Below are 25,568 nucleotides of genomic sequence, written 5' to 3'. Positions count from 1 at the left end.
TTTATTTTAAATCTTTCTATTCTTGGCCAGCATCGGAATTGAAATCAAGCCCATTACAAGCATAATTAGGATTTGTAAAGGTAGTGTTATGAAAGAGTAGGCGAGGCCTAATTCTCCACCTTCTAAAGCATCTTTTCCCATAGAAATGAATAAGGCTGTGAATCCAAATTTCATTGCCAAATTGAATGCGCCAATTCCGCCACTTGCCGGGATTATCATTCCCAAAGTTCCAACGACTAAAATGAAACAGCCGTCAGCAGGCGTGAAATTGGACGTTTCCGGAAGTGCAAAACAAACCAAATAAGATGCAAAGAAATAACAGATCCAGATTCCTACGGTGTACAGGATAAATTTTCCTTTTTGTTTTAATTTTAAAATTGATTTTAATCCTTCGAATATTCCCTTACCAAAATTGATCATTTTGTTATAAATAGAAAGCTTTTGTAATGACTTTCTGAAAATAAAGAATAGAATTAGAATGAAAATAATGATACCTAAAATTATATAGTTTGTATTAGAGCTCGATTGAGGTGCTGTTTGGTCTTTCTGTTTTGTCGCAGCTTTATAGAAAGCTAAAAGCGCATCATATTTGAAAACCAATGCCAACAATGCGAAAATTCCCATACAAACCAGATCAACAACACGTTCCAGAATGATCGTTCCAAAAGATTTGTCAACCGGAACTTTTTCAACGCCATAAAGTGCAGTTGAACGGGCAACTTCGCCACTTCGGGGAATAGTGAGGTTCATCAGATATCCGAAAGAAAGCGACCAGAGAGAATTACTATTGGAGATTTTGTAACCCATTGGTTCCAGAAGAAGATTCCATCTTACAGCTCGGAAGACGTAGGCTGAAACTCCAAAAACTGCTGCAAAAGCCACCCAAAGATAATTGGCTTTTTGCAGGGACCCTTTGATCTTGTCAAAGTCCAATCCTCTGAGTGCAAGCCACAGAAATAACCCTGCAATTGCAATAGAAACTAAAACGGTAAGGACATTTTTGAGTAATGATGGCTTCTTATCTTCCAAGGTTAATTATGTTAGAAGATTGGTAGTTTCGTCTGGGAAAACAATTTTTGGCTGAAAATCTTTTGCTTCCTCAGGTGTCATCTGTGCATAAGCAATGATGATTATGACGTCATTTTTCTGCACTTTTCTGGCAGCTGGCCCATTAAGACAGATCTCTCCGGATTTTCTTTTTCCTTTGATGACATAAGTGTCAAAACGCTCACCATTGTTGACATTTACGATATAAACACGTTCGCCAACAATAAGCCCCGCTGCTTCAATGAGGTCTTCATCAATAGTAATACTCCCGATGTAATCAAGATCCGATGCAGTGACACGGACTCTGTGGATTTTCGATTTAAAAACTTCGATTAACATAGGCACAAATTTACATTAAATAATAAAACTGGAAAAAATTATATTTGAAATTATATTACAAGACCTTATGTAATTAATATTAATCTTTATGAATTTATTAATCTTGTTATTATTTTTTAATATTTGGTTTGATTATTGATGAATAGAGGGAATTATATAATAAAATAATGCAATAAAATGAGTGTTTCCGTTAATTATTGATTTATCAAAAATTCATCATTTTAGATGTAAATGTAGATTCTTCACTAAATTTTATAAAAATATTTGCACGATATCAAAATTGTCTTATATTTGCTATAACAACATAACTTTAATTAATAAATATTATGAACAAGTCTGAATTAATCGACGCTATCGCGAAAGATGCAGAAATTACAAAAGCTGCTGCTAAAAAAGCTTTGGAATCATTTGTTGCTAACGTAACAGAAACACTTAAGAAAAAAGACGGTAAAGTATCTCTAGTAGGATTCGGAACTTTCTCAGTATCTGAAAGAGCTGCAAGACAAGGTATCAATCCTGCAACTAAAAAACCAATCAAAATTGCTGCTAAAACAGTTGCAAAATTCAAAGCTGGAGCTGATTTGGCTACTGCAGTTTCTGGAGCTAAGAAAAAATAATCTATTTGAAAAATTTTCAAATAAAAAAACCGTCAATCGACGGTTTTTTTATTTTTTATGACCCAGGGTTTTCATCATCCAGAAGATGTCCGAAAAAGTCCTTTTTTGTTTTAAGATAAGAAGCACTTGCATCATTAGATTTGATTTGGAGAGGTATCCTGGAATTAAAATTGATATTGCTGTTTTTAATGATTTGAATTTTTTCAGGATTGTTTGTCATTAAATTTAGAGATTTTACATTCAGTTTTTCCAACATTTCTATTGCAATCCCAAAGTCCCTATCATCTGCAGGCAGTCCTAATTCTAAATTTGCCTGTACGGTGTCAAGACCTTTTTCTTGTAATGCGTAAGCTTTCAGTTTATTAATAATGCCAATATTCCGGCCTTCTTGTCTGAGGTAGATAATTAGTCCCCCGTTTTCCTGCATATATTGCATTGCAGAATTCAACTGCTGCCCACATTCACATTTTTTGGAATGAAAAACTTCACCAGTGATACATTCTGAATGGATTCTTACATTAACAGGCTTGCTCAAATCCGTATTTTTAGCAATCAGAGCCATATGGGGCATCCAATCTTTTTCATTTTCAGAAAAAGCCATCATTCTGAATTCCCCAAAGTCTGTGGGAACATTCGATTCTGCTTGTAATTGTAACATTAAATTAAGAAGTGTTAATTGGAAGACATAGAAGTTTCTTCAATTTTTGATTGAGATGCTTCTAAGAGATTGATATTGGTTTTGATCTTCACCATATACCTATTCAGAACTTCATCGTCATCTTTTATCAAGAATTTTCTTAATTTCTGAATCTTTTTATAATATTTTTCAAAATCTGCCAGAGATCTGTGCTTTGTAGGCTGGTTGAAATCTCGAACAGCACCCAAATAATCTGAAAGTGAAATTTTCAAAGAAGAAATCTCTCTGTTTACTGCATCATTCCTGAATTTTGGAAATGTTGCAATCAAATTGGAAATAGACGAGGCGTAAACAATAGCTTCCGGAGAAAGATATGCATAAGTATCTGAAACAGCACCAGATTGTAATTCATCTGATGCCGCTGAACTTGTAGAGCAAGAACCTATAACCGTTATTATTACTAATATTGCTAAAAGTTTACTGAAACTTTTCATTTTTTTTGCATTTTTTGATATAGGATCGGGTTAAGACTTTCATCATTATACATCTTCATCTGTTTATAAAGTTTCATCTTAACTTTGCCGTTCTCTATGTCATCAAGTAGCTGGTCTATTGCTGTTGACAGATCTTTACGTTGTTCCAGAAGAACTTGTAATTTTTGTGAACATTGCAATTTATGTTCTTCAGAAGCGTCTTCACGAGAAGCTTCTATAGACATATGATAAATTTTCAAAGATAAAATAGAGAATCTATCTATACACCAAGCTGGAGTTTCGCTGTTGATCCTAGCATCGGGATTAGGAGTAATGTTTTCAAATTTTTTATAGAACCAGAAATCAATCTGCTCGACAAGGTCGGTTCTTTTTTGATTAAGTTTATCAATTCTCCTTTTTATTTTTAAAGCCTCTACCGGGTTGATATCTTCTTCTCGAATAATATCTTCCAAATGCCACTGAACGGTATCAATCCAGTTTTTTGAATACAAAATCCATTCCAAAGTATTAGCTTGGAATGGATTATTTTCTGGTGAATCTACGTTGTCTGTAATGTGATAATCGTTAACCGATCGATTAAAGATTTCCCATGCTTTTTCTGTCAAACTCATTAATGCTTCGATTTATTTAAGAAGGATTGTTGTTTGTTGGAGTAGAAGAGTCATTGTTTTTCTTGTCCTCATCTTTTACAGCATCTTTGAATTCCTTGATGCCTGAACCTAAACCTTTCATTAATTCAGGGATTTTTTTGCCTCCGAATAATAAAAGTAGTATCAAAGCAACAATCAAGATGTGTTGCCAAGATAAGCTTAATATAACTGTGGATAATGTCATTTTAAAAATTTTAGCAAAGTTAAAGTATTTTTTAATACGAAACCCATCCCAAAGGATCTACAGGATTTTCTCCATTCCAAATCTGGAAGTCTAAGGTTATAGATTCATCAAAATCACTGCCAACCTCACCAATAAGTGTTCCTGCAGAGACCTGCTGGTTGGCTTTTACCAATGTTGTCGCCAAATTAGAGTATACGGTAAAATAATTACCATGTTTTACTACTACTGTACGGCTACCATTGATAGATTGTATGCTTGATACCACACCAGGGAAGACACATCGTGCCTTTGTACCTGGGGAAACAGCGATCTTGATTCCGATATTATCTTCAATAATATTTTTGAAGACAGGATGTGGCTGTCGTCCGAAACGGTGGGTGACACTTCCTTTTTCTACAGGAAACGATATCCTGCCTTTATTATCTGCAAAATTACTGCCGACTGTGGATCCAACGCCATAGCTCTTCATTACTTTTTTCTCGGCTTCATCTTTGGCATCTTCATTCTTCTTGTTGATTGCTGCCTCATTGGCTTTTGCAGCAACTACTTTGTCATTGGCCGCTTTTGCCCTTTCCGCAGCTTCTCTGGTTGCTTTTTCTGCGGCCGCTTTTCTTTCAACGGCTTTATTGGTTTCAGCTAATTTTTTTTCTTCTTCAAGTTTTTTAGCGGCTAGTTCATTCGCTCTTTTCAATTCTGCCTCAGCCCTTTTTCTTTCTGCTTCAGCATCTGCTAGTTTTTTTCTATTTTCTGCCTCTATTCTTTCTTTCTCTTTTTTAGCAGCTATGTCGGCCAATCTTTTTCTTTCCGCCTCAGCTTTTCTTTCTGCTTCCTCTTTTGCTTTTGCCAGTCTGATCTCTTCAGCTATGATATTTCTGATCTGGCGCTCAAGGTCTTTTGACTGTACCTGCTTCTGTCTTATTTCTGCGGTCAATCTGGCCTCATTCTTTTTGAACTCATTTAGGAGGTCTTGCTTTTGTTTTCTTTCTATCTCTATGGTAGCAAGGTCCTTTTTCTGAGAGAGTAAAAGATTATCCTTTTCGGAAACAGATTTTTTCTTTAAAGCAATGTTTTTCTTTATCTCATTCGCTTTGTTAGAGATCTCTGCAGCTTTTTTGTCCTGGTATTCGGAGTATCTTTTCAGATATTCTATTCTGCTGAGTGCCTCCCCTATATTTCTGGAAGACAGGATGAAAGTGACTTTATTTTGAACACCTTTTGTTTTGTAGGCCTTTACAAGAATCTCAGCATAGTTTTTTCTGAGAACTTCCAATTCACGGTTGTTTTTATTGATCTCCAATTGGCGTCTATAGATATCATCTTCAATAAATCTCTTTTCTTTTTGGGTATTAGTGTAAACTTTTTCTCGGAGGGTAAGTTTTTGGTTTACAGCATTGAGATAAGATATGGAAAGTTTGGATTCTTGCTTAGTTTGATTCAAGGTGGCATTAAGGGAAGAAATCTGTTTCTTCAAGTCTGCATTTTGTTTTTGCAGAACTTCTTTGTCTTTTTGTCCAAACGCACTTCCGAAAAGGATGATACTTATAAATAAGCTTAATTTCTTAATCATTTGATCTCTGTCTTTTTGTAATTGGCAGGAACGGAATAAGTAGTTTCCATTCGGGAAAAATCAAATTTCGTATTTTCAATTAATATTTCGTCCGTTTTCTTAGCTTTTATAATTATTTTAACACTTTTTGGAAAGCTCTCATTATTGAAGATTTCCCTGTTGGAGTAAGTGATTTCCAACTGATCGTTATTTAAAGTGTTGGTCAGTAAAACATGATTTAGGTTCAGATCCATGTCGTAATCCAGAGAAATATTATATTCTGTAGTTTTCCCGTTTTCGGTGATTTTTTGAGTCTCTTTTGAAGATAGATTGAAGCCTTGCAGATTTGGTGTCAATCTATAATTCTCATCGGAAACCGGGAGGAAGGTTTTTCCCAAAAGTAGATTTTGTAGTGAATTATAATCGATGAAATTAACATTCAGAAGTTTGTTTAGATAACTGAAATCAGAATCGATGTACGTTTTGTCCAATTTATAATAACCTTTCACACCTTCAGGAGTCGCCACACCTCTGGCTGCCTGAAGGATGACCGCGGTTAAATTCATCCATATCTTTTGTCCGTTTTCAACATAGATCACTGCATCCAAGGTAGGGATGAAAGAGCCGGTTCTTGCATCAATCTTACTGTTGATTTTAACGGCATCAAAAGTAGATTTTTTCTCGATTGATGAGAAAAATTGAGTATTGTTTTCAATTGGTTTCGTAGTACTTACGGGAGGGTTTTCCGTCTGTTTTTTCTGAACACTGCAAGAAGTTATTAATAATGCGGAAAGTATAGTTAAAATATATGGCTTCATAAACTCTTTTAGGATAAGTCTAACAATATTAACGCCAAAAACTGGCATATATTTTCAGATCGGTATCTAAAAAAAACTTTGCCAAAATTCAAAACTTTGACAAAGCTAATATGTTATTAAATTAAATTTAATCTTTTGAAAGGAAATCAAGAACAGAATAATCTCCCAAAGAGATCTCTCTTGCTACACCGAAATATTTTGCGGAATTTCCAATCATAGAATTGCTCAAATTTCCATGGTCTATAATCGTGTTTTCCTGTATCAAAGAATTATCGATATTGGAATTGATAACAACCGTGTTTTTCCCAATAGAAACATTAGGTCCTATTCTGGAATTGGTCAATTTCACATTTTCACCAATGAAACAAGGTGGTATGATCATGCAATTTTCGATAACGGCAGATTCCGGATACTTTGACATACATTCTTTTTCGTATTCCAGAATTTTGCTATTGGTCTCAACTGTTGCATTTTTATTGCCACAATCCATCCAGTCATCCACTTTCCCGAGAGAGAATTTAGCGCCTTTTGCTCTAAGGTTCTCTAATGCCGTTGTCAATTGATATTCTCCACCTTCAGTAATGTTGTTGTCCATTATATAGTCGATTTCTGACATTAATTTCTCAGCAGAATTGAAATAATAGATTCCAATGATGGCAAGGTCAGAAACATATTCCTTTGGTTTTTCCACAAAATCGGTTATAAAACCATAATCATCCAGTTTCACAACACCGAAAGCCGAAGGGTCATCTACTTTTTTTACCCAGATCACACCGTCAGCATTGGTGTCAAGATGAAAATCTGCACGGAAAAGTGTATCTGCAAATGCGATGATCACCGGTCCGCTCATACTTTCCCTGGCACAGTTGATAGCGTGAGCTGTTCCAAGAGGTTCGTTTTGTGTGTAGATGCTTCCTTTTGCGCCTAGATTTTCAGCTACTTTGATAAGAGATGCTTCTACTTCCGGACCAAAATCTCCAATGATAAAAGCAATCTCTTCAATCGGCTCATTAGCTACTTTTGCAATGTCTTCTACAAGTCTCTGTACGATTGGTTTTCCTGCAATTGGAATTAGTGGTTTTGGGACCGTTAATGTATGTGGTCTTAATCGTGAACCACGACCAGCCATAGGAACTATTATTTTCATAAATTTGTTATTAAATTTTTGCTATTAATTGATTAATAGATGGTTGAACTATTGTTTTATTCCTGTTTTATTAAGGATTTTCTGAGGAATTAATTTCTCTTTTCTTAATAAAATCGTTGCCAAAAGTATAAATATAACATTACCCAACCAAATGTTTTCTTTTAAATATTGATAACATACCAGCGACACTAGCATGGTAATAAGAATGACAGTTATATTTTTATAAATGTTGTAAGGAACTGGATATTGGAATTGACCCCAAACGTACGATATGACCATCATAAAGAAGTAACTTGCAATGGTTGCCCAGGTCGATGCCCAATAACCGTATTTTGGAATAAAATAGAAATTAATCAGAACTGTAATCAATACTCCAATTGCTGAAATGTAAGCGCCAATAATTGTTTTGTCTGTCAATTTATACCAAATCGAAAGGTTAAGATAGATTCCCAGAAACAAACTTGCAAAAAACAAAATAGGAAGAATTCCAATGCCTTCGTAATATTCAGGATTGTTGATGTAAACTTTTGCAATCCAATCGAGATTGACTGATAAAAACAAGACAATCAAACAATTGATAGCAATGAAAATGTCCATTAATTTCACGTACATTTCTTTAGCATTCTTATTTTTAGAATTGCTGAAAAAGAAAGGTTCGATTCCCAAAGAATATGCTTGACGGAAAAGAATTACAAAAGTCACAACCTTTGCAACACCACCATAAACGCCCAACTCATGTCTTCCAATTTCTTCGGGTAAAAGGAATTTAAGGAATTGTCTGTCAAATGTTTCATTGATAATTCCTGCTAAACCTGCAATGGTGATTGGCCAGGAATATTTTATCATTTTTTTCCAAAGTTCCCAAGAGAAATGCTTTATTCTTGCGATTAATAATTCTTGAGAAAGCATCAGGAATGTAACAGAACTTGCGACCAAATTGGCCACAAAAACATAACCGATTCCAAACTCAGAACTGTATTTCAATCCAAAAATTCCGTCCGGATATTTTGGAAGAATGATGATGAAAAATACAACTAAAAGAAAATTTATAATTCCGTTTGTGATTCGGATTCCGGCATATTTTAGAGGTCGTTCATTTTTCCGAAGCATCACAAAAGGCATTGCGCAAAAAGCGTCCAAAGCCAAAGTCACAGTAAGAATTGCCAGTAAATCTACTTGGTCTGGAGTTTTGAAAGCAATTGCCAACGGTTGGCGATATAATAAAGTGAAAAATAAATAGATTAATGTCACCACCAAAACACTGAAAAACGAGGTCGAAATCAGTTTTCTGTCATCTTTCTCATCCAATGCAAATCGGAAAAATGTAGTTTCCATTCCGTGGGTCAGAAGCACTGCAATAACGCCGGCTACAGAATAAAAATCGGCAAAAGGAGAATAGGCTGTAGGACCAAATGTTCTCGTAATAATTGGATTAATTACAAATGGAAACAGTCTGATAATCACAGTTGTCAATCCATAAAGAGCGGTTTGTCCGAGAAGCTTTTTCATCTAATAGTCTATTGTTTTCATCGGTCAGATGGAATCTGCGATTTCAATTCAAAAATTTTTGCAAAAATAATCTATTCTGAGAAGAATCCGATTTATTTCTTCAGCTTATAATTCATAAAGAAAACCAATTTTCCACCTTTCATAAGGTCCTCGTGCTTCAATTTGTAGCCATCAAACGGTTTTCCATTCAGTTCGATTTTTTCGATGTAAACATTCTTTTCTGATTGGTTTTTAGCTTCAATTTCAAACGTTTTTCCGTTCTCCAAATTCAGTTTTGCATTCACGATACTAGGACTTCCAATCCAATATTCATCGGAACCTGGCGAAACGGGATAGAATCCCAAACTGCTGAAAATATACCAAGCGCTCATCTGACCGCAATCGTCGTTTCCGCCCAATCCATCAGGTTTTGCTTTGTATTGCATTGTCAGAATTTTTCGGATTTGAGCCTGAGCTTTCCAAGGTTGTCCGGCAACATTATAGAGATAAGCTACATGATGCGCCGGTTCATTTCCGTGAACATATCCGCCGATAATTCCTTCTCTGGTAATATCTTCCGTATCCGCAAAAAACGCGTCAGGCAAATGCATTGAAAATAATTCGTCAAGTTTTTCCCCGAATTTCTGTTTTCCACCCATCGATTTCATTAATTCCTCAGGATTGTGTGGGACGAAGAAGCTGTAATTCCAGGAATTCCCTTCGATAAAGCCTTGTCCGTGCGTGCTCATCAAATCAAATTCTTTCTTAAAACTTCCGTCAGACAATCTCGGTCTCATAAAACCAATCGATTTGTCAAAGACATTTTTCCAGTTTTCGGAGCGTTTCAGATATTCATTATAAATGTCAGTTTTGCCTAATTTCTTGGCAATCTGAGCAATCGCCCAATCGTCGTACGCATATTCCACCGTGTTGGAAACCGAAGTTCCGTTTTTCTCCGCAGAGATGTAGCCTTTATCGATGTATTCGCCGATGCCTTCGTAATTTCTCTTGTTGGAAGTCGCAATACAAGCCTTCAAAGCTTCTTCCGGATTTCCAGTGTAAGTGCCTTTGATAATCGCATCAGCAATCAAAGAAACCGAATGATAACCGCTCATACACCAGTTTTCATTAGCATAATGCGACCAAACCGGCAGCATTTTCAAACTGAATTGGTCATAGTGTGCCAACATCGACTGAATCATATCATTATTCCGTTTTGGCTGAATAATGTTGAAAAACGGATGCAAAGCGCGGTAAGTGTCCCAAAGTGAAAACGTGGTGTAATTAGTAAAATCTTTAGCCTGATGAACATTCTGGTCAAGACCTTTATATTCTCCATTGCTATCCATATAAGTTGTAGGATTGATGAATGTGTGATACATCGCCGTGTAAAAATTCACTTTTTCATCTTCGGAAATTGTGTTGACAACTATTTTATTCAATTCCTTATTCCAATCATTCTGAGCCTGAGATTTTATTTTTTCAAAGTTCCAATCGGGCGTTTCTTTGGTTAAATTTTCCAAAGCATTGGCTTGACTGACTGGCGAAATCGCAAATTTGATTTGAACTTTTTCATTCTCCTGAGTATCGAAATCAAAATGCATTCTGATTTTCTTTCCTGCAATCTCCGGGAAATTTTCGTCCTGATTCCATTTTCTCCAAAATCCTCGGTAAGCTTGTTTCGTATCAAAATTTTTCTGACCATAAGATTTAAATGGTTTAGAAAATTCCATTGCAAAATAAACCGCTCTCGTTCTTGCCCAACCGTTGGTTTGTCGGTAACCTGTGATTTTGTGGTCGTTTTCAATTCTTATATAAGTCCAAACATTTTTATCATCATAATTGTAAATTCCTGCCATCAAATCCAGAATAATGTGCGCATCATCCGATTTAGGAAACGTATATTGATGAAAACCAACTCTGGTTGTAGCAGTCATTTCAGCCAGAATATTATAATCGTCAAGCTTCACTTTGTAATAGCCGGCTTCCGCTTTTTCGTTTTGATGAGAAAATCTGGAACGGAATCCACTTTCTGGATTTTGAGCAGTTCCGGGATTTAATTTTAACTCTCCAACTGTCGGCATTATCAGAAAATCTCCCAAGTCCGAATGTCCGGTTCCGCTGAAATGCGTATGTGAAAATCCAACAATCGTTTTGTCTTCGTAGCGATAACCAGCGCAATATTTATAAATATCAGGATTATATTTTCCATTGACTTCATATGAAAGAGAATCCGTTTCCGGACTCAGCTGAACGGCGCCAAAAGGAATCGTTGCACCCGGAAAAGTATGTCCCATTTTTTCGGTTCCAATGATTGGATTGACGAATTTGACAAGGTTTTCTAATTTTTGGGAACTGAATAACGAAGTGAATAAAACGGGTAGAATTAAAATGTATTTTCTCGGAGACATTCTTTGGAATTTTGAAGCAATTTAAGAATATTAATTTATGATTGGATTAATTTCAACCACATAGACACATAGAATTATTGGGACAATTAATATTAAAAAAATAAACATAGTAGAATTGAATCTATTTGAACTTAATTATATTTTTTAAAACTATGTGTCTATGTGGTTCAATTATTAAGATTCAAAACTTGAGTAATAATTTTCAAAAACTTAATTTTGTTTCTGTCTAAAAAAGTAAAATGAAAATTCTAATAAAAAATGCTCAAATCGTAAACGAAGGAAAAATTATCCAAAGTGATATTCTTATCGAAAACGATTTGATTTCTAAAATAGATTCCAATATTAATGAAGAAGCTGACCAAGTTATCGATGCTTCCAGAAAGTATCTTTTGCCTGGAGTAATTGATGACCAGGTTCATTTCCGTGAGCCGGGTTTGACGCAAAAAGGCGATATCGAAACCGAATCAAAAGCTGCGATTGCCGGCGGAATAACAAGTTTCATAGACCAACCCAACACTGTTCCGAATGCTGTGACTCAGGAATTATTGGCTGATAAATATGAAATTGGTTCTCAAAAAGCTTATGCTAATTACGGTTTTATGATGGGCGGAACGAATGATAATCTGGAAGAAATCCTGAAAACAAACCCAAGAAACGTTCCCGGAATCAAATTGTTTCTAGGTTCATCAACAGGAAATATGCTGGTTGATAATCCTGAAACTCTGGAAAATATTTTCAGCAATACCAAAATGCTGATTGCCGTTCACTGCGAAGACGAAGCAACAATCAGAGCCAATACTCAAAAATATCTGGATGAATATGGGGAAGATATTCCTATAAAATTTCATCATTTAATAAGAAGTGAGGAAGCTTGTTATAAATCTTCCTCAAAAGCAATTGAATTGGCAAAGAAAACCGGTGCAAGACTTCATGTTTTTCATTTATCGACGGCGATTGAAACGGGCCTTTTCAGAAATGATATTCCTTTAAAAGATAAAAAAATAACAGCAGAAGTTTGTGTTCATCATTTGACTTTCACGAATGAAGATTATGAAACAAAAGGTGGATTAATCAAATGGAACCCTGCGGTAAAAACTCAGAAAGACAAAGATGGACTTTGGGAAGCTTTGCTGGATGACAGAATTGATGTAATTGCCACCGACCACGCACCTCACACCTGGGAAGAAAAACAAAATGTTTATACGAAATGTCCTTCAGGAGCGCCTTTGGTTCAGCATTCTTTGTTAGTGATGCTGGAGAATTTTAAAAACGGAAAAATTTCTCTGGAAAGAATTGCTGAAAAAATGGCTCATAATCCTGCAATTTTGTTCAGAATTGAGAAGAGAGGTTTCATCAGAGAAGGTTATAAAGCAGATTTGGTTTTGGTTGATTTAAATCAAAACTGGACAGTTGATAAGGAAAACATTCTTTACAAATGTGGCTGGAGTCCACTTGAAGGAATTGAGTTTCATTCAAAAGTTACCCATACTTTCGTAAACGGAAATCTTGTTTACGAAAATGGAAAAATCAAGGAAGAAAAATTCGGGGAGCGATTGCTTTTTGAAGTTGAAGAATAAACAAAGAAAAGACAAATTTGCTAAGCTGCAGATTTGCCTTTTTTGTTTTAATTTCTCACAGATTTAGCTGATAAAGCAGATTTTTATTGTCTGCAAAATTTGCTCAATCTACGAGAGAGTATTTATCGAACAATCACTTGAAATTAATCAATTACAATACTTTCAATACCTTTTTCCAAAGCGGTTTCCATAATTCCTGGGATTGCTAAACCTTCTGCACGAAAAACACTGACATCTTTAACGCCATAAAAACCAAAAACATTCTTAATGTAAGGAACATTAGAATCAAAAATCTGATAAGGACCTTCAGAATAAATATTTCCGGACGTGAAAGCGATGTATAATTTCTTGTCATTCAACAAACCTTTCGGTCCATTTTCATCATATTTAAAAGTGTATCCTGCTCGTGACGTAAAATCAAAATACGCTCTGAGTGTAGCAGGAACAGAGAAATTGTACATCGGAGAATCAATAATAATAATGTCAGCTTCCTGTAATTCTGAAATTAAATCTGTTGAATATTGGTTAATTTCCGCCTGTTCAGGAGAATGGTTTTCCGCTGGAGTAAAAAAAGTGTTGATGTGTTTTTCTTCCAAAAGAGGAACTGAATTTTTTGTTAGATCACGCTCTTTTACAATAACGTCAGGATATTTTTCCTGGATTTTTTCAATAACAGCAGTTCCTAATTTTCTGCTTGCAGACAATTCTTTTCTCGGACTTGAAATGATATGAAGTATGTTTTTCATTTTTGATGATTAAAATTCTTCAGCAAAATTATGTACATTTGCTTATCAAAAGTTAGTAGTAAACAAAAGGTTAGTAGTAACCTTTTGGTTAGTTTAAGATTAATTTATGGAAAATGATATTGAATTAGAAGAACCGATTACCAAAGTAAATTGCCAAAATCATCTTTCTTCCGTGGAAGATGCGCTTTATGTTATCGGCGGAAAATGGAAACTGAAAATTATTATTGCATTGCAGGAACACGGAAGTATTCGATTCAATGAACTCCAAAGAATTGTCGCTGGAATTTCTGCAAGAGTTCTTTCAAATGAGTTGAAGGATTTGGAATTGAATGGTTTTGTGAAAAGAATTGTGCATTCGGAACAGACTCCGGTTGTGGTGGAATATATTTCGACAGATTACAGCAAGACTTTGAAAACGGTGATTATGGCACTTTCCGAATGGGGAAGAACACATAAAAATAATATTAGAGAAGATGTTTTCGAAAAATAAATACTCTCGCAGATTAAGCAGATTTTAAACAAATCATCTGCTCTATCCGTAAAATCAGCGAGAGAAAAAACATCAATTAAAAGATTGTCGAAATTCCAACGGTGACATTTTCGTTTTCTTTTTAAAAAGTGTAGAAAATGATTGAGAATGTTCAAACCCCAATTCATAAGCAATTTCACTTACCGATAATTCCGTTGTTGAAAGTTTCTCTTTCGCTTTACTGATGAGTTTTTCGTGAATATGTTGCTGTGTATTCTGTCCGGTCTGAATTCTTAATAAGTCACTCAAATAATTTGGAGAAAGATTCATCGCTTCTGCAATTTGATGAACTGTCAGAAGTCCTTTTTCAGAAGATTCTTTATCAAAATAATCATTCAAAAACGTTTCAAACTTCGTCAAAAGCTGATGACTTCCACTTTTTCTCGTAATAAATTGTCTTTCGTAAAAACGTTTGGAATAATTCAAGAGCAATTCAATCTGCGACAAAATAATTTCCTGCGTGTGCTGGTCGATGTGCTGACATTCCTTATCGATTTTATTCAGAATTTCAAGCAAATCGTTTTCCTCATCCTCAGAAAGATGCAACGCTTCATTCACAGCATAAGAGAAAAATCCGTAAGACGAAATCGTATTCGCCAAAGAATGTTTCAGCAGAAAATCTTCGTGAAAAATCAAAAGATAACCCGTATTTTCACATTCCATCGTCTGCAAATCGAGATACTGAACCTGGTTCGGGGCCGTAAAACTCAGCACACCTTTATCGTAATCGTAGTGTTGTTGACCGTATCTTATTTTTCCGGTCGCATTCCGTTTCAGAGCAACACAATAATACCTACTCGTAAAACCTTTCCAGACGTCATCGTCAATAAAAACACTTTCCGAAAGATTCACCACACTTACCATCGGATGTTTCGGTTCCGGAAGCGACAATAATCGATGAAAAGCTGAAATAGATTTTATCGTGTTCATAATTTGAAATTCTAAGTATTAAAGTTAATAATTTGGGCAGCTTAATCCGCCTTCCGCTCCCAATCTTTTTTGCAGAGGATTTTCAGTTCAATAGAATTTGAGACCAAGCAAAAAAGGATTTCCGCTCAAGTCGGGCTGCAATCTTATTGCGTTCCAACTTTACGATTGATAAACTTCCAGCCAGAATTTGTCATTCTGACGCAGGAAGAATCTCTGAGATTGAATTGAGATTCTTCACTACATTTCATTTCATTCAGAATGACAGATTACAAATGATTTAATTTAGATAAAAACTAATAATCCAAAAGCCCCATCCCAAATTCATCGTAAGTTGCACCCGTATCTGTTCCTAAAGGTACAATACTTTCCAGCTTCTGAACATCAGATTCACTCAAGATAATTTTGCTGGCTTCAATATTCTGTTCAAGATATTTTCTGCGTTTCGTTCCCGGAATTGGAATAATTCCTTTGCTGATAATCCAAGCCAGAGCCAGTTGAGAAGAAGTAATTTCTTTTTCCTTTGCCATATTTTCAATCGCTTCCACCAATTCAATATTTTTTTGAAAATGTTCTCCTTGAAAACGCGGAATTCCTCTTCGGAAATCATTTTCAGGCAAATCATCAATCGAACGGATTTGTCCGGATAAAAATCCTCTTCCCAAAGGAGAATACGCCACAAAACCAATTCCCAATTCATTCAAAGTTTTGATGACACCTTTTTCTTCAACCGTTCTTTCAAACAGAGAATATTCACTCTGAACTGCTGAAATCGGATGAACGACATGCGCTCTTTTCACCGTTTCAGAAGAAACTTCAGACAAACCGATATAACCGATTTTTCCTTCCTTTACCAAATCGCTCATTGCTTCAACCGTCTCTTCAACCGGAACGTTTTTATCGAGACGGTGCATATAATACAAGTCGATGTAATCTGTTTTTAAGTTTTTCAAAGAACGCTCAATTGATTTTTTCACATAATCTTTCTTTCCGTTGATTTTCCACGTGATTTGTTCGTTATCATCAATTTCCCAACCGAATTTTGTTGCAATCACATATTGGTTTCGGTTTCCTTGAATAGCTTTTGCAATCAGCTGTTCATTTTTAAAAGGTCCGTACAGATCTGCGGTGTCGAGAAAATTTCCACCCAATTCCAAAGAACGATGAATGGTTGCAATAGCTTCTTTTTCGTCGGCTTTCCCATAAGTATCAACTTCGCCAAAACCGGTCATTCCCATACATCCCAAACCGATATTTGGAACGATTAATCCCTGATTTCCTAATTTTACCTGATTCAATTTCATATCGTTAAATTTTACTGATACAAAATTCAGCAGAAATTAAAAGCCTGATGTATGCAAAACGACGGATGTTGTATGCAGATTACTGATATCAATTAAATGACTTTCGAAATTCCAGAGGTGAAATGTCGGTCTTGGCTTTAAATAATTTGCTGAAAGACTGAGAATGTTCAAACCCCAATTCATAAGCAATTTCACTCACAGAAAGTTCTGTTGTAGAAAGTTTTTCCTTTGCCTTTTCAATGAGTTTTTCGTGAATCAACTGTTGCGTGGTTTGTCCCGTTAAAGATTTCAGCAAGCTTCGCATATATTGTGGAGACATATTGAATTCTCCAGAAAGATATTGAACACTCGGCAAGCCATTTTGAATGATATTTTTTCCTTCAAAATAATTGTTGAGCAAAATCTCCAGTTTTTCCAAAAATTGGTGATTTGCTTTATGACGTGTTATAAATTGTCTTTGATAAAATCTTTCAGAATAATTTAGAAGTGTCTCCAGCTGGGAAATAATAATATTCTGACTGAATTTATCAATATTCATCTGATATTCCTGCTTGATATTTTCAGTGATCTGCTGGATTTTAATTTCCTCATCTTCGGATAAAAATAAAGCTTCGTTCACGGAATAATCAAAGAATTCATATTTTTTAATCGCATTGGCCATAGAAGTGTTCCAAAGAAAATCCGGATGGATCATCATCATCCATCCGGATGGCGGTTTGCCGTTTTCTTCTCGTATGACGCCTAAAACCTGATTGGGCGCCATACAAAACATCAGACCCTCATCGAAATCATAGTCCTGCTGGCCGTATCTGTATTTGTGATTCATATCCCGTTTGACAGAAATCATATAAAAATCAAATATCAGATTCTGTCTCCCAATTTCAGAAGTTTGGGTCATATCCTCAAAATTAATCACACTAATTAGCGGATGTTTCGGCTTTGGCAGACCCCGCAACGTGTGAAATTCGGAAATGGTTTTGATTCGAATGGGCTTGTCAGACATTATTTTGATATTTAATGAATATAAAGGTACACATTATTGTGCCTCAGGAAAATAAACATCACTTTTCAAATCTTCCATCAATGTTGGATATTGTGGATTCCAACCTAAAGTTGATTTCGTTTCTTCGCTGGAGGTTTGATTATTGAGTTTCGCAAAATGACCGAACCAGCCAAAATGTTCCGCCACTTCTTCGTTGCTGATAGAAACTACAGGAACATTCAGTCGTTCCGCAATTATTGTTGCAATATCTACAAAAGGAATTCCCTGTTCTGCAACTGCGTGGTATCTGGTTCCGCTTTCAAAGGGTTTTTCTAAGGCTAATCGATATAATTTTGCAACATCTAATTTGTGAACGGCTGGCCAAAAATTCTTGCCATCGTTTATGATTGCCGATTTGCCAGTTTCTTTTGCAAATTTTATTAATGTAGGAACAAAACCAATGATGTCGCCTTTACCGTGAACTGATGGCGATAATCTTACGATTGCCACTTTCGCGCCTTTTGCGGCAACAGCATCGGCTGCATTTTCTGTAGCAATTCTTGGATGCGGATGGTCAGCAAATAGGTCTTTTTCCGTTGTGATTTTGTCTTTTGAAAAAAGTGCTGTTCCTGATGTGATAATAAAAGGCTTTTCAGTTCCCAATAACGCATCACCAATAGTTTTAATCACTTTTTCATCAAGCTGACACATTTCTTCAAATCTTGTAAAATCGTGCACAAATCCCAAATGGATCACCGCATCAGAAGCGGTTGCTCCGGATTTGAGACTTTCAAAATCATTCAAATCGCCTCGGTGTGCTTCTGCTCCGGCTTCAATTAATTTTTGCGCTGATCCTTCTGAACGGGACAATCCTAAAACCTGGTGACCGTTCGCTAATAATTCCTGTACTACAGCTGTTCCTACGAAACCTGTAGCGCCTGTAACAAATACTTTCATTTTGATATATTTTAATGAAGCAAAGTTCAGATAACGCTGGTGTAGTCTTGTAGCCGAAAAGTATTATGTTGTAGCCGAAAAATTTAATTAAAAGATCTCCGAAATTCCAAAGGCGAAATATCAGTTTTAGCTTTAAACAATTTGCTAAAAGACTGTGAGTGTTCAAATCCTAATTCATAAGCAATTTCACTTACCGAAAGTTCTGTTGTAGAAAGCTTTTCTTTAGCTTTTTGAATTAACTTTTCATGAATGTGTTGTTGTGTGGTTTGTCCAGTCAGAGATTTTAACAAGCTTCCTAAATAATTAGTTGAAATATTCAGTGATTCAGCAATATAATTGGCAGTTGGCAAACCTCTATCGATGACTTTGTCATTGAAATAATCTTCAAGAATATTTTCTAATTTGTCTAAAACCTGATGATTACTCTTTTTTCTGGTGATGAATTGTCTTTGATAAAACCTTTCGCAGTAATTCAGAATAACCTCGATTTGAGAAATGATGATATTCTGGGTAAACTCGTCAATTCCAGACTGATATTCCTGTTCGATTCCTTTAAAAAGTCTTATCAAAGTCTGCTCTTCTTTTTCGGAAAGAAACAAAGCTTCATTCACATCATAACCGAAAAATTTATAATTGTGAATGGTCTTTGCCAATGGCGTATTCCAAATGAAATCGGGATGAAAGGCCAAAAGATAGCCAGACGGTTTTGTGTCGTACTTGTCGATAATCATCTTCACCAATTGTCTCGGTGCGATAAAGCACATCAAACCGCCATCAAAATCATATTGACTTTGACCGTAATGTAGTTTCCCCTGAATATCACGCTTGAAACCCATAAAATACAAATCCTGGATCCAGCTGATTTCTGATTCCTCGATTTGATATTCAACCAAACTGTAATCTACCAGACTAATGAGCGGATGCTGAGGTTGCGACAATCCTGAGATCCTGTGGAATTCAGCAATCGTATTGATATTATATAATTTTCTGTTGGTCATTATTTCAAAATTAGGCAACAGTTTGTGACTGTTGCCTTTACAAAGTTAATAATCTGTAGATGTACTCAATGTTTTGAAATCAGAAATTTCATTTTGGAGCGCATTTAATTTATTTCCGGCAATATTGAAAGCATCAGAACCCAAAACCAAATGAACCGGAGGAGTCTGCATTTCTGTCAATTCTATCATTGCAACCGCTGCTTTTTCAGGACTTCCAGGTTGATTTCCGTTGATGTCTTTTTCATGTGCCGCTTGAAGCTGTCTTGCTACAGTATATTCTTCAAGCTCAGTTTTCGGCGTTCTGAGTGAACCGCCAGTCAGGAAATCAGTTCTGAAATATCCGGGATAAACCACCGTTGCATTCACTCCGAATTCTTTTACTTCCGCAGCCAGAGCTTCGGTAAACCCAACAACTGCAAACTTAGTTGCACAGTAGATTCCCCAACCTGCAAATTCTCCCGTCAATCCACCAATTGAAGCAATATTAATGATGAAACCGCTTTTTTGCTCTCTTAAATACGGCATTGTTTTTCTGATGATATTCAAAGAGCCGAAAACATTGGTGTCAAAATTCTGGCGGCTTTCTTCATCTGTAAGTTCTTCTAAAGTTCCCAATTGTCCATAGCCAGCATTGTTTACAACAACATCAATCCTTCCGAATTTTTCTACAGTTTTTGAAATGGCTTCTGAAACAGAATTTTCATTAACTAGATCAACTTCTAACGGTAGAAATGTTGAGTTTTCTCCGTTGATGACTTTCTGGAGTTCTGCAATGTTTCTTGATGTTGCTGCCACAGAATAACCTTCTGCAAGTAATTTTTTGACTAAAGTTAAGCCTAAACCTTTTGAAGCTCCTGTCACGAACCATACTTTTTTTGTACTCATTTTGATTGTTTTTTGATTGTTAATTATTTACAATGCAAAGTTGAAAAATGATGGGAAGAACATTGTGACCAAATCAAAGATTGTTGTAGCCAAAAATAAGATGCTATATTTTTTACGGTTATATTTTGCGCATAGCTTTTGTTAATTTTCTTTACAAAATAAAAATCTAAATTTACCACTGACACAAATCCTTAAATTTTAATTATGAATCTATATACACAACCAATGTTACGCGAAGGTGCACTAAAAGATAAAGTGGCTATCGTTACAGGAGGCGGAAGCGGACTGGGAAAAGCAATGACCAAGTATTTTTTGGAACTGGGAGCAAAAGTCGTCATTACTTCCAGAAATTTAGAGAAACTTCAGGGAACGGCAAAAGAATTGGAAGAGCAGACTGGCGGAAAAGTGCTTTGCGTAGCATGTGACGTGAGAAATTGGGACGAAGTGGAAGCTGTGAAAGACATCACCTTGAAAGAATTCGGGAGGATTGATATTCTTTTGAACAATGCTGCCGGAAACTTCATTTCACCAACCGAAAGACTGACACATTCAGCTTTTGATTCAATTTTAGATATTGTTTTGAAGGGGACTAAGAACTGTACACTTTCAGTTGGAAAATATTGGATAGATAATAAAGTTCCGGGGACAGTTCTTAATATTGTGACAACCTATGCCTGGACGGGTTCGGCTTATGTTGTACCGTCTGCTTGTGCTAAAGCAGGCGTTTTGGCAATGACGAGAAGCCTTGCAGTTGAATGGGCAAAATATGGAATCCGTTTCAATGCAATTGCGCCGGGACCATTTCCTACAAAAGGAGCTTGGGACAGATTACTTCCGGGAGATTTGCAGGAGAAGTTCGATATGAAGAAGAAAGTACCATTGAGAAGAGTAGGGGAACATCAGGAATTAGCCAATCTTGCCGCTTATCTGGTTTCCGATTATTCGGCTTATATGAATGGGGAAGTTGTGACAATTGATGGAGGCGAATGGCTTCAAGGAGCAGGTGAATTCAATATGCTGGAAGATATTCCGCAGGAAATGTGGGATATGCTGGAAGCTATGATTAAAGCTAAAAAATCGAATTAATGCTTTAATTATAAAATGAGAAGCTTCTCACAGATAAAAACCAAGCTTGTTGTTCATCAATAACAAGCTTGGTTTTTTTACGCTATATCCAGTCTTGTTTTTATTAATGTAACAAGTTTCAAGATTTTTTGACTAATTTTATTTAACAATAAAATCTTTCCTCTAATGAAATTCAAACTTCCGCATTTGATTTCTGCTGTTGCAATATTTGCTTTTGTCGGCAATGCTTACGCTCAGGAATCTCCAAAGTATGATTACACAGAAGCCTTCAAACCATTTTTCTATCCTCAGACCGGAACTGAGACCCGTTCGGCAAGCGGGCAGCCGGGACACAAATATTGGCAGAACTCGGCCGATTATCAATTGAATGTCAGCCTTAACGAATCAAACAATGAATTAACAGGTTCAGCCGAGATTGCTTATACCAATAATAGCCCGGACCAATTGAGTTTTCTGTGGCTCCAACTTGACCAAAATCTTTTTTCCAAAGATTCTAGAGGAAATGGTGTGATTCCATTATCAGGCAGTAGAAATGGTGCGAAGGGAGAAGCTTTTGACGGCGGTTACAAAATCAAATCTGTAAAGTATGAAGGAAAAGATGTGAAATATACGATTAGCGATACCAGAATGCAGATTGACCTTCCAAGTGATTTGAAAGCAAACGGTGGCGTTGCAAAATTGAAAATCGAATATTCTTTTGTTTCTCCAAAGTATGGCTCGGACAGAATGGGAGTTGAAGACACCAAAAACGGAAAAATATTCACATTGGCACAATGGTATCCAAGAATGTGTGTGTATGATGATGTAATGGGTTGGAACACGTTGCCATATTTAGGAGCTTCGGAGTTTTATTTGGAATACGGGACTTTATCAGCAAATATTACCGTTCCGGCTAATCATTACGTTGTAGCTTCGGGAGAGTTACTGAACGAAAAAGAAGTTTATTCCAAAGAAGAGATCAATCGTTGGAATGAAGCTAGAAAAAGTGACAAAACTGTGATGATTCATACGGAATCTGAATTAGGTAAAGGAAGTAACTCGGGAACAAAAACCTGGAAATTCAAAATAGAAAAAGCGAGAGATTTTGCCTGGGCTTCATCGGCGGCTTTCATTATCGATGCTGCCAGAATCAATCTTCCAAGCGGTAAAAAATCTTTAGCAATCTCGGCTTATCCTGTAGAAAGCGCTGGTGATAAAGCTTGGGGACGCTCCACCGAATATACAAAAGCTGCTATCGAACATTATTCGGGGAAATGGTTTGAATATCCTTACCCGGCCGCAACCAACGTTGCCGGAAACGAAGGAGGAATGGAATACCCCGGAATTGTATTCTGCCATAGAAATTCAAAAGGTGCCGATCTTTGGGGAGTGACGGATCATGAGTTTGGACACACTTGGTTCCCGATGATTGTCGGTTCCAACGAAAGAGTTTTTGCCTGGATGGATGAGGGTTTTAATACGTTTATCAATGAGTTATCGACGGAAGCTTTCAACAAAGGTGAGTATTACCATAAGCAGGATATCAGCAAAATTGGGCCATTCGTTCAGAGTGATAACTTTGAGCAGATTATGGTTGGTCCGGATAATATGAAGGAAAAAAGCATCGGCGTTTTGGCTTATTTCAAACCCGGAGTAGGATTGGGAATTTTGAGAGAAACTATTCTTGGGCCTGAGAAATTTGATAAAGCATTCAAAACTTACGTTCATAGATGGGCATTCAAGCATCCGACACCTTGGGATTTCTTCCATACAATGGAAAATGTTTCTGGCGAAGAACTGAACTGGTTCTGGAGAGGCTGGTTTATGAATAAATGGAAGGTAGACCAGGCTGTAAAAGTTGTAAAACCTGTGAATGGCGATTTCAAAAACGGAGCACAGATCACGGTTGAAAATATTGGACAATTACCAATGCCGACAACTGTCTTAGTAACTTTCAAAGATGGAACCACGCAAACTGTGAAATTACCTGTTGAGGTTTGGAAACGTAATACAGAATGGACTTTCCAAATCGATTCGACCAAAGAAGTAACTCAAGTAAAACTTGATCCGCAATCTATTGTTCCGGATATTAATCCTAAGAACAATGCTTGGCCGAATTAAGATTTTTAGAATCGAGAAAACAAAAAAGCGTTCCAATTGGAGCGCTTTTGTATAAAAAGAAAAGTCTTTTATCTTTTCTCTATCATCTTTAAATCTATTTCAAACAAATCATCTCAGTCACTTCCACGTCATAACCGGAAAGAATCGGTTTGATATTAGGATTCTGGGTAATTACTTTAAATTTGTTAATTCCAAGGTCTTTCAAGATCTGAGTTCCGATTCCATAGTCGCGGAAATTAGGAGCAATTGTTGGCTGTTCGCTAGTTCCGTCCTGGAAATTCAGGAAATGTTTAATTCTGCTCAACGTATTTTCTTTGTTAGAAACATTGTTGATGAATACAACTGCACCTTTTCCTTCTTTGTTGATAAGGTCAGTGATTTGTTGCATCAACGGATGTTCACCATTGGACAATCTGCTGAAAACATCAAAATAAGTTCCCGTTGATTGGACTCTTACAAGCACAGCTTCATCCGCAGACCAAGTTCCTTTGGTAAGGGCATAATGGATTTGTTCAGTTGGTTTCTCTTCAAAAACGTAGAATTTGAAATCACCGTAATGCGTTTTGATGTCACGCTCTTCGATTCTTTCCACAAGGTCGCCCTGCCTCATTCTGTAGTTAATAAGGTCTTCTATCGAAATCACTTTCAAATCATGTTTTTCCCCGAATTTCAAAAGATCTGGTAATCTAGACATACTTCCGTCTTCATTCAGGATCTCGCAGATCACGCCACCTTCTTTCAACCCAGCTAATCTTGTCAGATCAATCGCTGCTTCAGTATGTCCTGCTCTTTTCAGAACGCCGCCTTCTCTTGCACGCAGTGGAAAAATATGTCCAGGTCTCATCAAATCGCCGGGCTTGGTTTCCGAATCCATAATCGCCTGAATTGTTTTTGCACGGTCGCTTGCAGATATTCCGGTTGTGGCACCTTTTCCAAGAAGATCCACAGAAATAGTGAAAGCTGTTTCTTTTGGGTCGGTAGAATTAGCTACCATAGAGTGGAGTTCAAGTTCGTCACATCTTTTTTCGGTAAGTGGCATACAAATCAAACCTCTTGCGTGCGTCACCATAAAGTTCACAATCTCGGGCGTCGTAAGCTCAGCAGCAGCCAGAAGGTCTCCTTCGTTTTCACGGTCTTCGTCGTCTACTACGATGACCATTTTTCCATTTTTAAGGTCCTCAATAGCTTCTTCAATCGTATTAAGTTGGAATTTATCCATTATTTCTAAAAAATTTTTGCAAAGATACTTATTTAGAACCTAAATAAAGATTGTAACAATCAATTAAAATATGTAAAACGTGTATGTTCAAAAGCCAAAGACACTCCCATAGAATTATCATATAAAGTTATATACAATATATAATAAGTGTAGTACTTATAATTATAATGATGTAAACTAATTTTATCCCTTTGAAATGATCTCCTATTTTTTTAAGATGAATTATAATTCTTTTCTAGCCAATTCTGAATAATAGTTTATATTCCTTTTTCACTTATAATATGTTGTGCGTTCCATTCTTTCATATTTGAAGTTTAATTAACCTTTCTTTTTAGATTCAATTATACTGTTTAAGATTAATATAACCTTTAGTTATATATTTTAAATTTGAATTAATACATTTAATTTATTGTCAAAGCTTATTTAACATAATGTGGATAACTTTGTTGTTTTTATAAGTCACTGTTAAATAATAATTTAGTTAATTAAGTTTTACACAATTGTAAACTAATTGTTAATTCAATTTGGAAGTAGTTTATATTTCAACATACATTTGCAGAACCAAAACGAGAGAATTGGCAGCGCAGGAGGGGGTTATGATATCTGGTTGGGATTTTTGGTTGTGTGCCTTCGGGTCGACTATAAATATTTCCAGAATAACTTGCCGGGTCGGAAAAAATAGCTATCTTTGCATTCCCTTATCGAGAGAAGGGGAGCGCAGGAGCGGGACCGGGGGTTTGAGAAGGGGTTAAGGTCACTTAAAAAAAACTTTAAGATTTTCTTCAAAAACATTTGGTCATTAAAAAATAATTTTCTACTTTTGCACTCGCAAATCGGGACAAGATGACAGAATTAGATGTCCCGGGGAAGCGAACAGAAC

General features: G+C 36.2%; 24 protein-coding genes. 5 read left to right on the top strand and 19 right to left on the bottom strand.

The window, feature by feature from the left end; all coding sequences use genetic code 11:
- Positions 1 to 6: 6 nt before the first annotated feature.
- Both BLT30_RS16710 and panD read right to left on the bottom strand, forming a co-directional pair.
- On the bottom strand, positions 7 to 1,029 hold the full coding sequence (locus tag BLT30_RS16710) for a lysylphosphatidylglycerol synthase transmembrane domain-containing protein (protein WP_089874767.1): 1,023 nt from the start codon (positions 1,027 to 1,029) through the stop codon (positions 7 to 9).
- A gap of 6 nt (positions 1,030 to 1,035) precedes the next feature.
- Positions 1,036 to 1,386 (bottom strand): aspartate 1-decarboxylase, encoded by a 351-nt coding sequence (gene panD / locus BLT30_RS16705; RefSeq protein WP_089874765.1) that lies wholly within the window; start codon positions 1,384 to 1,386, stop codon positions 1,036 to 1,038.
- Positions 1,387 to 1,712: 326 nt separating this feature from the next.
- Between panD and BLT30_RS16700 the strand changes: the two genes are divergently transcribed.
- Positions 1,713 to 2,003: an HU family DNA-binding protein gene (locus BLT30_RS16700; RefSeq protein WP_027383582.1), complete on the top strand. Its 291-nt coding sequence runs from the start codon at positions 1,713 to 1,715 to the stop codon at positions 2,001 to 2,003.
- Between the two features lie 55 nt (positions 2,004 to 2,058).
- Here BLT30_RS16700 and ribA read toward each other — a convergent pair whose 3' ends face one another.
- From ribA to BLT30_RS16655, 9 genes are all read right to left on the bottom strand, one after another.
- A complete protein-coding gene (gene ribA, locus BLT30_RS16695) occupies positions 2,059 to 2,661 on the bottom strand; it encodes a GTP cyclohydrolase II (protein ID WP_089874763.1) in 603 nt (200 codons plus the stop codon).
- A 14-nt stretch (positions 2,662 to 2,675) separates the two neighbouring features.
- On the bottom strand, positions 2,676 to 3,134 hold the full coding sequence (locus tag BLT30_RS16690; protein ID WP_089874760.1) for a hypothetical protein: 459 nt from the start codon (positions 3,132 to 3,134) through the stop codon (positions 2,676 to 2,678).
- Positions 3,131 to 3,745: a DUF4254 domain-containing protein gene (locus tag BLT30_RS16685; RefSeq protein WP_089874758.1), complete on the bottom strand. Its 615-nt coding sequence runs from the start codon at positions 3,743 to 3,745 to the stop codon at positions 3,131 to 3,133. Before BLT30_RS16685 ends, BLT30_RS16690 begins: the two co-directional genes overlap by 4 nt.
- Positions 3,746 to 3,761: 16 nt before the next feature.
- The gene (locus tag BLT30_RS16680) at positions 3,762 to 3,968 is read right to left on the bottom strand and encodes a twin-arginine translocase TatA/TatE family subunit (RefSeq protein WP_027383580.1); all 207 of its coding nucleotides are present in this window, start codon (positions 3,966 to 3,968) and stop codon (positions 3,762 to 3,764) included.
- A gap of 31 nt (positions 3,969 to 3,999) precedes the next feature.
- Positions 4,000 to 5,535: a peptidoglycan DD-metalloendopeptidase family protein gene (locus BLT30_RS16675; protein WP_089874755.1), complete on the bottom strand. Its 1,536-nt coding sequence runs from the start codon at positions 5,533 to 5,535 to the stop codon at positions 4,000 to 4,002.
- Positions 5,532 to 6,332 carry a lipoprotein insertase outer membrane protein LolB1 gene (locus tag BLT30_RS16670; RefSeq protein WP_089875096.1) on the bottom strand — a complete coding sequence of 267 codons (801 nt, stop codon included), beginning with the start codon at positions 6,330 to 6,332 and terminating at the stop codon, positions 5,532 to 5,534. The genes BLT30_RS16675 and BLT30_RS16670 overlap by 4 nt, the downstream gene beginning before the upstream one ends.
- Positions 6,333 to 6,459: 127 nt before the next feature.
- Entirely contained in the window at positions 6,460 to 7,479 is a 1,020-nt protein-coding gene (locus BLT30_RS16665; RefSeq protein ID WP_089874753.1) for a sugar phosphate nucleotidyltransferase, read from the bottom strand.
- Positions 7,480 to 7,527: 48 nt separating this feature from the next.
- A complete protein-coding gene (locus BLT30_RS16660; protein WP_089874752.1) occupies positions 7,528 to 8,988 on the bottom strand; it encodes a lipopolysaccharide biosynthesis protein in 1,461 nt (486 codons plus the stop codon).
- A 92-nt stretch (positions 8,989 to 9,080) separates the two neighbouring features.
- On the bottom strand, positions 9,081 to 11,378 hold the full coding sequence (locus BLT30_RS16655; RefSeq protein ID WP_089874750.1) for a GH92 family glycosyl hydrolase: 2,298 nt from the start codon (positions 11,376 to 11,378) through the stop codon (positions 9,081 to 9,083).
- 239 nt (positions 11,379 to 11,617) lie between these two features.
- Here BLT30_RS16655 and BLT30_RS16650 point away from each other — a divergent pair, with 239 nt between their 5' ends.
- Positions 11,618 to 12,955, top strand: coding sequence for a dihydroorotase (locus BLT30_RS16650; protein ID WP_089874748.1), 1,338 nt, complete (start codon positions 11,618 to 11,620; stop codon positions 12,953 to 12,955).
- A 143-nt stretch (positions 12,956 to 13,098) separates the two neighbouring features.
- On the opposite strand, the gene BLT30_RS16645 is transcribed toward BLT30_RS16650, so the two are convergent.
- Positions 13,099 to 13,701 carry an FMN-dependent NADH-azoreductase gene (locus BLT30_RS16645; protein ID WP_089874746.1) on the bottom strand — a complete coding sequence of 201 codons (603 nt, stop codon included), beginning with the start codon at positions 13,699 to 13,701 and terminating at the stop codon, positions 13,099 to 13,101.
- Positions 13,702 to 13,807: 106 nt separating this feature from the next.
- Here BLT30_RS16645 and BLT30_RS16640 point away from each other — a divergent pair, with 106 nt between their 5' ends.
- Entirely contained in the window at positions 13,808 to 14,191 is a 384-nt protein-coding gene (locus tag BLT30_RS16640) for a winged helix-turn-helix transcriptional regulator (RefSeq protein WP_089874744.1), read from the top strand.
- A 72-nt stretch (positions 14,192 to 14,263) separates the two neighbouring features.
- Here BLT30_RS16640 and BLT30_RS16635 read toward each other — a convergent pair whose 3' ends face one another.
- The 6 genes from BLT30_RS16635 to BLT30_RS16610 form a co-directional block, all read right to left on the bottom strand.
- Positions 14,264 to 15,160 carry a helix-turn-helix domain-containing protein gene (locus BLT30_RS16635; protein ID WP_089874742.1) on the bottom strand — a complete coding sequence of 299 codons (897 nt, stop codon included), beginning with the start codon at positions 15,158 to 15,160 and terminating at the stop codon, positions 14,264 to 14,266.
- Between the two features lie 293 nt (positions 15,161 to 15,453).
- On the bottom strand, positions 15,454 to 16,461 hold the full coding sequence (locus tag BLT30_RS16630; protein ID WP_089874740.1) for an aldo/keto reductase: 1,008 nt from the start codon (positions 16,459 to 16,461) through the stop codon (positions 15,454 to 15,456).
- 88 nt (positions 16,462 to 16,549) lie between these two features.
- A complete protein-coding gene (locus BLT30_RS16625; RefSeq protein ID WP_221405604.1) occupies positions 16,550 to 17,464 on the bottom strand; it encodes a helix-turn-helix domain-containing protein in 915 nt (304 codons plus the stop codon).
- 33 nt (positions 17,465 to 17,497) lie between these two features.
- On the bottom strand, positions 17,498 to 18,400 hold the full coding sequence (locus BLT30_RS16620; protein ID WP_089874736.1) for an SDR family oxidoreductase: 903 nt from the start codon (positions 18,398 to 18,400) through the stop codon (positions 17,498 to 17,500).
- Positions 18,401 to 18,483: 83 nt separating this feature from the next.
- Positions 18,484 to 19,398, bottom strand: a complete 915-nt coding sequence (locus BLT30_RS16615) for a helix-turn-helix domain-containing protein (RefSeq protein ID WP_089874734.1) — start codon at positions 19,396 to 19,398, stop codon at positions 18,484 to 18,486.
- A 45-nt stretch (positions 19,399 to 19,443) separates the two neighbouring features.
- Positions 19,444 to 20,283: an SDR family NAD(P)-dependent oxidoreductase gene (locus BLT30_RS16610; RefSeq protein ID WP_089874732.1), complete on the bottom strand. Its 840-nt coding sequence runs from the start codon at positions 20,281 to 20,283 to the stop codon at positions 19,444 to 19,446.
- 204 nt (positions 20,284 to 20,487) lie between these two features.
- Between BLT30_RS16610 and BLT30_RS16605 the strand changes: the two genes are divergently transcribed.
- Positions 20,488 to 21,369, top strand: a complete 882-nt coding sequence (locus BLT30_RS16605) for an SDR family oxidoreductase (protein ID WP_089874730.1) — start codon at positions 20,488 to 20,490, stop codon at positions 21,367 to 21,369.
- Positions 21,370 to 21,534: 165 nt separating this feature from the next.
- Positions 21,535 to 23,469 carry a M1 family metallopeptidase gene (locus BLT30_RS16600; protein ID WP_089874729.1) on the top strand — a complete coding sequence of 645 codons (1,935 nt, stop codon included), beginning with the start codon at positions 21,535 to 21,537 and terminating at the stop codon, positions 23,467 to 23,469.
- 94 nt (positions 23,470 to 23,563) lie between these two features.
- Here the strand turns inward: BLT30_RS16600 and ribB are convergent, their stop codons facing one another.
- On the bottom strand, positions 23,564 to 24,688 hold the full coding sequence (gene ribB, locus BLT30_RS16595) for a 3,4-dihydroxy-2-butanone-4-phosphate synthase (RefSeq protein WP_089874727.1): 1,125 nt from the start codon (positions 24,686 to 24,688) through the stop codon (positions 23,564 to 23,566).
- Positions 24,689 to 25,568 lie beyond the last annotated feature (880 nt).

The sequence above is a fragment of the Epilithonimonas hungarica genome (genome assembly GCF_900102265.1).
In the GTDB taxonomy this organism is placed as follows: domain Bacteria; phylum Bacteroidota; class Bacteroidia; order Flavobacteriales; family Weeksellaceae; genus Epilithonimonas; species Epilithonimonas hungarica.
Note: the sequence above shows the minus strand (reverse complement) of the source record. Positions and strands in the feature narration are given on the sequence as shown.

Bases quoted from the DNA above. Each gene is read 5' to 3' on its own strand.
- BLT30_RS16685 (WP_089874758.1), bottom strand. From the start codon at position 3,745: ATGAGTTTGACAGAAAAAGCATGGGAAATCTTTAATCGATCGGTTAAC.
- BLT30_RS16640 (WP_089874744.1), top strand. From the start codon at position 13,808: ATGGAAAATGATATTGAATTAGAAGAACCGATTACCAAAGTAAATTGC.
- BLT30_RS16645 (WP_089874746.1), bottom strand. From the start codon at position 13,701: ATGAAAAACATACTTCATATCATTTCAAGTCCGAGAAAAGAATTGTCT.
- panD (WP_089874765.1), bottom strand. From the start codon at position 1,386: ATGTTAATCGAAGTTTTTAAATCGAAAATCCACAGAGTCCGTGTCACT.
- BLT30_RS16690 (WP_089874760.1), bottom strand. From the start codon at position 3,134: ATGAAAAGTTTCAGTAAACTTTTAGCAATATTAGTAATAATAACGGTT.
- BLT30_RS16665 (WP_089874753.1), bottom strand. From the start codon at position 7,479: ATGAAAATAATAGTTCCTATGGCTGGTCGTGGTTCACGATTAAGACCA.
- BLT30_RS16605 (WP_089874730.1), top strand. From the start codon at position 20,488: ATGAATCTATATACACAACCAATGTTACGCGAAGGTGCACTAAAAGAT.
- BLT30_RS16630 (WP_089874740.1), bottom strand. From the start codon at position 16,461: ATGAAATTGAATCAGGTAAAATTAGGAAATCAGGGATTAATCGTTCCA.
- BLT30_RS16675 (WP_089874755.1), bottom strand. From the start codon at position 5,535: ATGATTAAGAAATTAAGCTTATTTATAAGTATCATCCTTTTCGGAAGT.
- BLT30_RS16660 (WP_089874752.1), bottom strand. From the start codon at position 8,988: ATGAAAAAGCTTCTCGGACAAACCGCTCTTTATGGATTGACAACTGTG.
- BLT30_RS16700 (WP_027383582.1), top strand. From the start codon at position 1,713: ATGAACAAGTCTGAATTAATCGACGCTATCGCGAAAGATGCAGAAATT.
- ribB (WP_089874727.1), bottom strand. From the start codon at position 24,688: ATGGATAAATTCCAACTTAATACGATTGAAGAAGCTATTGAGGACCTT.
- BLT30_RS16670 (WP_089875096.1), bottom strand. From the start codon at position 6,332: ATGAAGCCATATATTTTAACTATACTTTCCGCATTATTAATAACTTCT.
- BLT30_RS16620 (WP_089874736.1), bottom strand. From the start codon at position 18,400: ATGAAAGTATTTGTTACAGGCGCTACAGGTTTCGTAGGAACAGCTGTA.
- BLT30_RS16655 (WP_089874750.1), bottom strand. From the start codon at position 11,378: ATGTCTCCGAGAAAATACATTTTAATTCTACCCGTTTTATTCACTTCG.
- BLT30_RS16610 (WP_089874732.1), bottom strand. From the start codon at position 20,283: ATGAGTACAAAAAAAGTATGGTTCGTGACAGGAGCTTCAAAAGGTTTA.
- BLT30_RS16625 (WP_221405604.1), bottom strand. From the start codon at position 17,464: ATGTCTGACAAGCCCATTCGAATCAAAACCATTTCCGAATTTCACACG.
- BLT30_RS16680 (WP_027383580.1), bottom strand. From the start codon at position 3,968: ATGACATTATCCACAGTTATATTAAGCTTATCTTGGCAACACATCTTG.
- BLT30_RS16635 (WP_089874742.1), bottom strand. From the start codon at position 15,160: ATGAACACGATAAAATCTATTTCAGCTTTTCATCGATTATTGTCGCTT.
- BLT30_RS16600 (WP_089874729.1), top strand. From the start codon at position 21,535: ATGAAATTCAAACTTCCGCATTTGATTTCTGCTGTTGCAATATTTGCT.
- BLT30_RS16615 (WP_089874734.1), bottom strand. From the start codon at position 19,398: ATGACCAACAGAAAATTATATAATATCAATACGATTGCTGAATTCCAC.
- BLT30_RS16650 (WP_089874748.1), top strand. From the start codon at position 11,618: ATGAAAATTCTAATAAAAAATGCTCAAATCGTAAACGAAGGAAAAATT.
- ribA (WP_089874763.1), bottom strand. From the start codon at position 2,661: ATGTTACAATTACAAGCAGAATCGAATGTTCCCACAGACTTTGGGGAA.